At 64.4% G+C, this 1157-nt stretch carries 1 protein-coding gene; it reads right to left on the bottom strand.

Annotated features, from left to right (window positions below; translation table 11 throughout):
* Positions 1-1157 (bottom strand): PhoX family phosphatase (locus HX846_RS34930; RefSeq protein WP_178967226.1); only part of this gene is annotated, 1157 nt, incomplete at both ends.

Genomic DNA, 1157 nt, shown 5'->3' with positions numbered 1-1157 from the left:
AGGGTGCAATACACCTGGCCGTCGGTGGGGCTGACCACGATCCATTCCGGGCGGTCCATGCGGGTGGCTTTCACCACGCTGGCGGCCAGGCGCGCGTGGATCAGCACTTCGGCCTGGCTGGCAAAACCGCTGTTGGCGTCGATGCCGTTCTTGCCGTAGGTCAGCTCGACCCATTGGCCCTGGCCCTTGGGATGGTCGGCATTGCCGTCGCCCGCGTCGAAGATCGCCACGTACAAGGTGCCGTGGTCCAGCAGGTCCTTGTTGGCCTTGGGGTTCTTGTGATTGATCTTGTCGCGGCTGATGAACTTGTAGATGAACTCGCCGCGCTCGTCGTCGCCCATGTACACCACGGCGCGGCCGTCGCGGGTTTCCGCCAGCGCAGCATTTTCATGCTTGAAGCGGCCGAGGGCGGTGCGCTTGACCGGTGTGGATTGCGGGTCGAACGGGTCGATTTCCACTACCCAGCCATGGCGGTTGAGTTCGTTGGGATTCTTGGCCATGTCGAAGCGCGGGTCGTGGGGGTGCCAGTTGATGTCTTTGCTCGCGGCGACCACGCCATAGCGTTTCTGCCCGGCGTCGAAGGTCTGTTGCGGGTTGCTGCTGCCGAAGCAGTCGGTGAAGTTCTCTTCGCAGGTGAGATACGTGCCCCACGGGGTCTTGCCGTTGGCGCAGTTCTGGAAGGTGCCGAGGACTTTTTTGCCGGTTTTGTCGGCGCTGGTTTTCAGCCAGGCATGGCCCGCCGCAGGGCCGCCGAAGCGGATTGGCGAGTTGCCGTGGATGCGCCGGTTGTAGCGCGAGTCCTGGACGAACTGCCAGGTGTCGCCTTTGCGCCGTACTTCGATCACCGACACGCCTTCGCTGGCCAACGCCTTGCGCACGTCTTCGGCCGATTGCGGCGCGCCGCCGTGGGCGTAGAGGTAGCGGTAGTTGGTGTATTCGTTGTTGATCGCCATCAGCGCGCGGTTGTCGTCACCGGGGAAGGCGAACAGGCTCATGCCGTCGTTGTTGTCGCCGAACTGCTGTTCCTGGGCCTTGGCCGTGCCGTTGCCGCTGGGGTCGAAGGCCGGCGCGTTCTTGTGCAGCGGCTGGCCCCAGCTGATCAGTACCGAGGCGCTGTAGCCGGGCGGCAGGGTGATGGTGTCGCTGGTGGCCGAGGC

This window comes from Pseudomonas sp. K5002 (assembly GCF_013386655.1).
Taxonomy (GTDB): Bacteria; Pseudomonadota; Gammaproteobacteria; order Pseudomonadales; family Pseudomonadaceae; genus Aquipseudomonas.
This window is presented reverse-complemented; position numbering and strand designations above follow the sequence as displayed.